The organism is Ruegeria sp. YTSB088, from assembly GCF_059609825.1.
In genome coordinates this window covers 210,052-216,288 of record NZ_JBXWMM010000008.1, presented here as the reverse complement: position 1 = coordinate 216,288, position 6,237 = coordinate 210,052, and the positions used below count along the sequence as shown (strand labels likewise).

5 protein-coding genes are annotated in these 6,237 nt (G+C 54.5%); all 5 read right to left on the bottom strand.

Features of this window, described 5'->3' with window-relative positions; translation table 11 throughout:
* Positions 1-775: 775 nt before the first annotated feature.
* Genes AC2FFA_RS14945 through AC2FFA_RS14925 form a run of 5 tightly spaced genes read right to left on the bottom strand, consistent with a single transcriptional unit; the run spans position 776 to position 6,121 of the window.
* On the bottom strand, positions 776-1,585 hold the full coding sequence (locus AC2FFA_RS14945; protein WP_496852213.1) for an NAD-dependent epimerase/dehydratase family protein: 810 nt from the start codon (positions 1,583-1,585) through the stop codon (positions 776-778).
* Positions 1,573-2,475 carry a hypothetical protein gene (locus AC2FFA_RS14940; RefSeq protein ID WP_496852212.1) on the bottom strand — a complete coding sequence of 301 codons (903 nt, stop codon included), beginning with the start codon at positions 2,473-2,475 and terminating at the stop codon, positions 1,573-1,575. Before AC2FFA_RS14940 ends, AC2FFA_RS14945 begins: the two co-directional genes overlap by 13 nt.
* A gap of 51 nt (positions 2,476-2,526) precedes the next feature.
* Positions 2,527-3,522 carry a substrate-binding domain-containing protein gene (locus tag AC2FFA_RS14935; RefSeq protein WP_010437236.1) on the bottom strand — a complete coding sequence of 332 codons (996 nt, stop codon included), beginning with the start codon at positions 3,520-3,522 and terminating at the stop codon, positions 2,527-2,529.
* A 56-nt stretch (positions 3,523-3,578) separates the two neighbouring features.
* Positions 3,579-4,565: an ABC transporter permease gene (locus tag AC2FFA_RS14930; protein WP_496852216.1), complete on the bottom strand. Its 987-nt coding sequence runs from the start codon at positions 4,563-4,565 to the stop codon at positions 3,579-3,581.
* Positions 4,566-4,567: 2 nt separating this feature from the next.
* The gene (locus AC2FFA_RS14925) at positions 4,568-6,121 is read right to left on the bottom strand and encodes a sugar ABC transporter ATP-binding protein (protein ID WP_496852211.1); all 1,554 of its coding nucleotides are present in this window, start codon (positions 6,119-6,121) and stop codon (positions 4,568-4,570) included.
* Positions 6,122-6,237 lie beyond the last annotated feature (116 nt).

The following is a 6,237-nucleotide window of genomic DNA, read 5'->3' as shown; positions in this document are numbered from 1 at the left end:
CGAAGGTCTTCCTATCCGCAATCGCACTCGCAGCTACCGTCCTGTTCTGGCTGTAATTTAATGAGTCTGGAGCCTAACTGTTGGTGTGCGCGTGGCTCCACGATACGAGCGGCGCTACATTTTCCCTTGACGTTTCGTTAGGCAAAACGCCATTTCATTTTTGCTAGTGCTGATGGTGGAATTGGTCAAGGATTCTTTCGACCCCATGGAAAACCCACCTGTTTCCAAGGCCTCAAAGCCGACCAAACGTCGTTTTTCTCGCACATGTGCGGCGTTGATTTCGTTTCGCCTTTGCGCATATGACGACGGAAGCGATCATTACGTATCGCCTAGTTCATTGTTGCCGAGTGAAGCTTTCGGGGGATCGAGCGGACCGAAATTTCTCACTCGCATTTCTTAGATACGCAAACTTGAATGGCAGCTTCATAACAGTAAGCGCCAATTGATCCTTGCCGCAGCATTTTGCACTTTGGGCTCATCGCAGGCGTTCTATGCACATTGGATCAATGACGGTTATCTGAGGGGTTGAAATGATGGTTCGTTCGGTCCGCAGATAAGGCTCGCACTCAACCAGAGATCGCTTCAGATAACACCCGTTCAGCGACGTTTGCGGTTTGTTATCGAAGTATCAAACATCAATGGTTGCCAAATCTGGCGCTCGTTATGTTGCTCTCCGTCTACCGCGAAACTGACAAAGATGACCTTTTCAGCGCTTACTTCGGTGCGAGGTTTCGGAAACTGAATGCGAGACGCAACAATGTCCGGGCCTTATACTCTACCAATCTGGAAAACGTGTCGTGAAATAACTAGGGAGCCGGACTGTAAACAGCCGCTGCAGCATGGATCTCAAGGAAATGCCCAATGTTATTTTCGCGGGGCTTCCATCCTTTGGAGAGTAGCCAATCGTTTGTCGTGTTTCGGTGATATCCCAGCGCATACCTGGGTTATCTGACATTAGGTTTAGGGCTGCGAAGGAAATATCCTTGGCATCTATTGCGGCGCGCATTCCGCTTAGAAAGTCCCGATCACTCAACCACATTTCCTGACCCCACCGGCCCATCGCCATGTGTGTGCCGGGTTGGTTGCCGTGAGTCCATTGCGTCCAGCCGATGCGCAAGCAGATGACCGACAGTCCGTGATGCTCAGCGAAATAAGCCCCTGTCCGTTCACAGAATAGCTTTGACATGCCGTAGGCGTTTACTGGCCCTGGTGGTGTCGTGCTGTTGAGCACCTGATGCGTGAACCTTTTGTCGCCGTGAACCCAGTTGGAGCTGGCAAGAACCACGCGGCTGACGCCCATGGCTGCCGCATGGTGATAGAGAGAAAGCGTTGCATCCATATTGTGTTTGATCGCGGAGGCCCAGGTGGCGGAGGGCTCTCGGTCACCAGCTAGATGCACGATAACGTCCACTCCCTTAAGCAAACTGACCCAACTGCTGTCGTCGGACAGGTCTGCTGTGTGAATGTCGGGATGATCAACGGGACGGATGTCGATGCCAGAGACGGTGTAATCGGAGTCGCTTTCTAGCGCGTTGAAAAGTTTGCGGCCGAGATGCCCGCCTGCGCCTGTAATCAAGACATGCATGACAGGAACTCCTTGTTGTTTGTGAGCCCCAATGGCAATTGGGTTGCATTTTCATCCGTCAAGACGCGGAACGTTTGCCGAAAACTCAGCGTTTCATTCGGTGCGAGGTTGCGTGCCGGGGAGTGCCACTCCGCTTCGCAATAGGCGTAATCGGCTGAATTAAAGACCTCAAACGGATAGTCGTGTGCAAATTGATCGCCCTGTTGAGGTTCTGGTACCGAGCACATTAGCAACGGGGTGTTAGGGCCGCACCGCATCAGTGTACGACCGTTGGGGTTCGGTAACCCGACTTTGAATTCCTGCTGTCTGTTGCAATCCACGACAATGCCATTGCCGTGCGTCGCTATCATCCCTTCGGCAGAGCCAAAAACAGGATAAAACGCAGGGTCTTCCATTTCGACACCGATTTTGGTGGGGGTGTTAAGCATCATGACTGACCAAATGCCAGTCAGGCGCGACGAGGTCCCATGGTTGACCACGATGTGTTCTATATCCCAGCTTTCCGCCGAGGTCAGCGTGATGCGGCGCGACACTGACAAGTGCGAGGTCGGGCATACTGCGCTGGTCATGTCGATACGAGTGCTGCTTCTCGAAGTGATCTGATAGGGGCCGCTGTCCAACACGGGAAACGGAGCGCCGTTTATCCATGATGCATCCGGGGCGATCCAAGTCTTCTCGCCGCCCCAGAGTGGAAAACCAAATTGTGGAGAGCGTGTGGGCAGATCAGTAAGCCGTGTGTCATCGACATCCAAACCGTCGAGATCTGCGTTTTGAAATAGGAGGGAGCGACCTTGGAAGTTTATATCCCATAAGCGGCCCCCGATGCCGGGCAGGAGTGTCAGCTGCAGATCGTTTTGCTGCAGGTGAAGAACGCTCCATCTGTCCGACATGTACCCCTCCTATCGGTTTCCCGGCGCGATCGAATGCGCCGGGACAATCGCTTAGGTGTGCTTGAACTGAACGACGTTTTCGGCCGTAATCGGCATAACCCCGGTTTCAACGCGCTCGGGGAGAGGATTGATGCCAGCCGCCTTCCAATCGGGCAAGACCTTCAGCGCGTCAGTGTTCTGCCAATGCATCATGTGGAAGGCGAGAAAGATCTCCAGATAGGATTTCTGAGCCACTGCGCCGTGAATTGTGCCGTCTTCGATATAGGGAAGCATATCATCATTTCGGTCCATCGCGACGATCTTGATGTCCTTGCGTCCCGCCTCATTGACGGCAATTGCAGCGCCTTTGCCGCTATCGCCGTCCGTGCCGCCAATGCCAACAATATCCGGGTTCGCCTGAATGGCCTGAAGGTAGGCTGTCGGCGCATAGGACGGGTCGGCCTTGTCGTTGACTACGTCGACCACTTCGATATCCGGGTATTTCTCGGCAAAGATTTGTTTGTACCCCTCGACCCGCTCCAATGTGGAGGGGGCTGGGAAAGTGCCGAGGATAACCTTGCCCTTACCGCCAATCGCTTGCGCCAGCATTTCGCCGCCGACACGTCCTGCCTGAACGCCGTTGATACCAAGGAATGTGGACCGGGGACTGTCGGGAATATCGCCAATACAACATGTGACAGGAATGCCTGCCTCGACCGCACGTTCGACGCCGGGGGCCAGCGTGGCCGGATCACCAGGGAAGATTAGGATGCCCGCGGGACGTCTTGCGATCAGTTCATCCAATTGGCGTGCTTGCGCGGCCGTGTCAAAATCCAAGGGGCCGGTGAACGTGGCCTTGATGCCCATCAATTCTTCAAGGTCTTCCATCGCATTGCGATAATCCACCCAGAACGGTACCTGCGTGACAATGGACAGGAACACATACTCCTTGCCGGCCGCTTGCGCCATGGCTTCTTTGGACAGCATGGGCAGTCCGAACGCTGCGGCCAATCCAGCGGTGGTGCCCGCTGTCAGCAGCCTGCGCCGATTCACGTTCAATTCAGTCATCGTAGTCTCCCTGTTTTGGATCTTTGGTTGTTGTTAAGTTTTGGAAAGCTTCGGGATTAGCCCCGTTTGCTTCGGATCAGCATGTCCAAGGCGACCGCTGTAACGAGTACACCGCCGATGACGATCATCTGCCAGTAGATCGATACGGCCAGCATCGTCATAGTGTTGTTGATCAACGCGACGAAAACGACGCCGAGGAAAGCACCAAGAATAGTACCTTCGCCGCCGCGTAGGGATGCGCCACCGATGACAGCTGCCGCCAGAACCTGAAGTTCGATACCGTTGCCTGCCGTGGGCGTACCGCTCATCAGGCGGGAGGCCAGCAATACACCCGCCAAAGCAGCCAGAATACCGGTCAGTGCATACAGAATGATACGCACGCGTGTGACATGGATGCCTGACAACATCGCGGCCTTTTCATTGGCGCCGATGAAATAGACCTGACGGAAAAAGCGTGTATGGCGGACGGCCAGGTCAAACAGGACGACGAGCAGAACGGTGAACAAGACGATTACAGGAAAGCCGCCTATGTCGGCTTTGCCGGTCCAGGCAAATGATGCAGGCAGGCTTGAAACCGAAAAACCTTCGGTCAGGACAAGAGCGATGCCGCGCGCGATCGACATCGTGCCAAGTGTCGCGATAAGCGGATTGATCCCGAGTCCGGTCACCAGCAAACCGTTTACTACGCCGACAATTCCACCCAACACTAATCCGCATACCACAGCGAGCGGAATTGGCATGCCAGTCAAAAGCAGCATGGCTACGACGGTAGAAGACAAGGCCATTACCGACCCGACGGAAAGATCGAACCCGCCAGATGCAAGCAAGATCGCCATACCGATCACGATGATCGCGGTCGGGGCCATGCCCACGGCCACGGCTCGAAAGTTCGAGAAGCTAAGGAAGTAGGGATTAACGTTGGACATCACGATGATGATGGCGGCGATCAGAACTATCAGCGTCAGTTCACGAATATCGACAAAAGCTTGTAAAACACGGCGCAGCAGCGGACGCTTCATGGGCAAGTTGGCTTGAGCGGTCATGGTCACGTCGCGACTCCTGATTTATTGGTTTGGGGTGCGTCCACAATTGGAACGGAATTTCCGGCGGCCATTTGAAGAAGCGTGGTTTCGGTTGCCTCAGCGGCTGCGATGTCTCCCATGAGGCGACCGTCGTGGACGACAAGGATGCGGGTCGAGAGAGAGACCAGTTCGGGAAAATCGGATGACACTACGAGGATGGCCATTCCCTCGGCTGCTCGACGCAAAAGTTCCGTGTGGATTTGGAATTTGGCTCCGACATCGACCCCTTTTGTGGGCTCCTCAATGATCAGAAGAGCTGGCGCACGTTTGAGCCACTTGGCCAACATAATCTTTTGCTGATTGCCCCCTGAGAGATCACCAACAAGTTCGTTAATCCCGCTGGTTTTGACACTGAATGCGTCAATGGCTGTTTGGCTGGCTGCTTTGATCGAGCCCGAACGCATGAACCCAGCAGACGCATGATCGGAAAGACTGGCCGCGATCAGGTTGTCGCTGAGTGATTGTTCCAGAAAGAGGCCTTCAGTCTTGCGTTCCTCGGGAACAAACCCGACCCCAGCACGCATCGCCTGCCGCAAGGACGCAAAGTTAACAGGCTTGCCGTGTAGTCTGATCTCCCCGGTCGCGCCATGCATCAACCCGACAATCGATCGAACAATCTCGCTGCGGCGAGCGCCCATCAACCCTGCCATCCCTACAATCTCTCCGGCTTTAATGGAGAAAGAAATGTCTTCGAATTCATCTGGATGGGTTAATTCTTGGACACGCAAAACCTCTTCGCCATTAACCTTACCTGACCGCGTGACATCACCGGGGTGAGCGCCGCCGATCATCTCGGCGACGACTTGTTCCTGAGAAGTTTCCGAAACCGGTAAAGTGCTGATGTGGCGCCCATCTCGCAAAACGGTAATGCGATCCGAGATCTGGAAAATCTCGGCCATATGGTGGCTGACATAGACGATGCCAATCCCTTTCTTTGTCAGGGACTTTAGGACTTCGAATAGTGCGTCTACTTCGTCGGGTGCCAATGCTGATGTCGGTTCATCCAGCAAAAGGACGCGGGAATTCAACGACAGCGCCTTGGCGATTTCAACAATCTGGCGGGAGCTTATTGGCAAGTTTTCCACGGGTGTTGAGACGTCGATATCCAGACCGAATTCCGCCAGTAACGCCTCCGCACGGCGGCGCAGTTCAGGCCAGTCAACTACGCCAAACCGGGTGGGTACGCGCCCCGCGTAGATGTTTTCCGCAACAGAGAGCGCGCCAGCGAGGCTGAGTTCTTGAAAAACACAGCCGATGCCCAGGGATTGCGCGTGTGATGGGCTTTCGACTCGCTGTTCCTTGCCGTCGCACAGGATACGCCCAGCAGAAGGTTGGTGAAGTCCATAAAACAGGCCGAGACAAGTGGATTTTCCGGCGCCGTTTTCCCCGCATAGCGCGTGAACTTCGCCGGGTCTCAATTCAAAGTCGACGCCATCCAAAACAATGTTCGTGCCGAAGCTTTTGCCAACCCGATCCAGCTGGATCAGTGGCTGTAGCCTCGGTGAGTCAGGTTTCATTGCTGGCGTCATACAAGCTTCCTCCCGTCTTTTGATTGGCATCTGATATCTCAGATGTCAACTGAAAAAGAAAAGACCGTGAGGTGCCCAAAAGAAAGGGGCGGCGCCGTTCTGGC

Coding starts and splice junctions, on each gene's coding strand:
- AC2FFA_RS14945 (WP_496852213.1), bottom strand. CDS start 1,585: ATGCATGTCTTGATTACAGGCGCAGGCGGGCATCTCGGCCGCAAACTT.
- AC2FFA_RS14940 (WP_496852212.1), bottom strand. CDS start 2,475: ATGTCGGACAGATGGAGCGTTCTTCACCTGCAGCAAAACGATCTGCAG.
- AC2FFA_RS14935 (WP_010437236.1), bottom strand. CDS start 3,522: ATGACTGAATTGAACGTGAATCGGCGCAGGCTGCTGACAGCGGGCACC.
- AC2FFA_RS14930 (WP_496852216.1), bottom strand. CDS start 4,565: ATGACCGCTCAAGCCAACTTGCCCATGAAGCGTCCGCTGCTGCGCCGT.
- AC2FFA_RS14925 (WP_496852211.1), bottom strand. CDS start 6,121: ATGAAACCTGACTCACCGAGGCTACAGCCACTGATCCAGCTGGATCGG.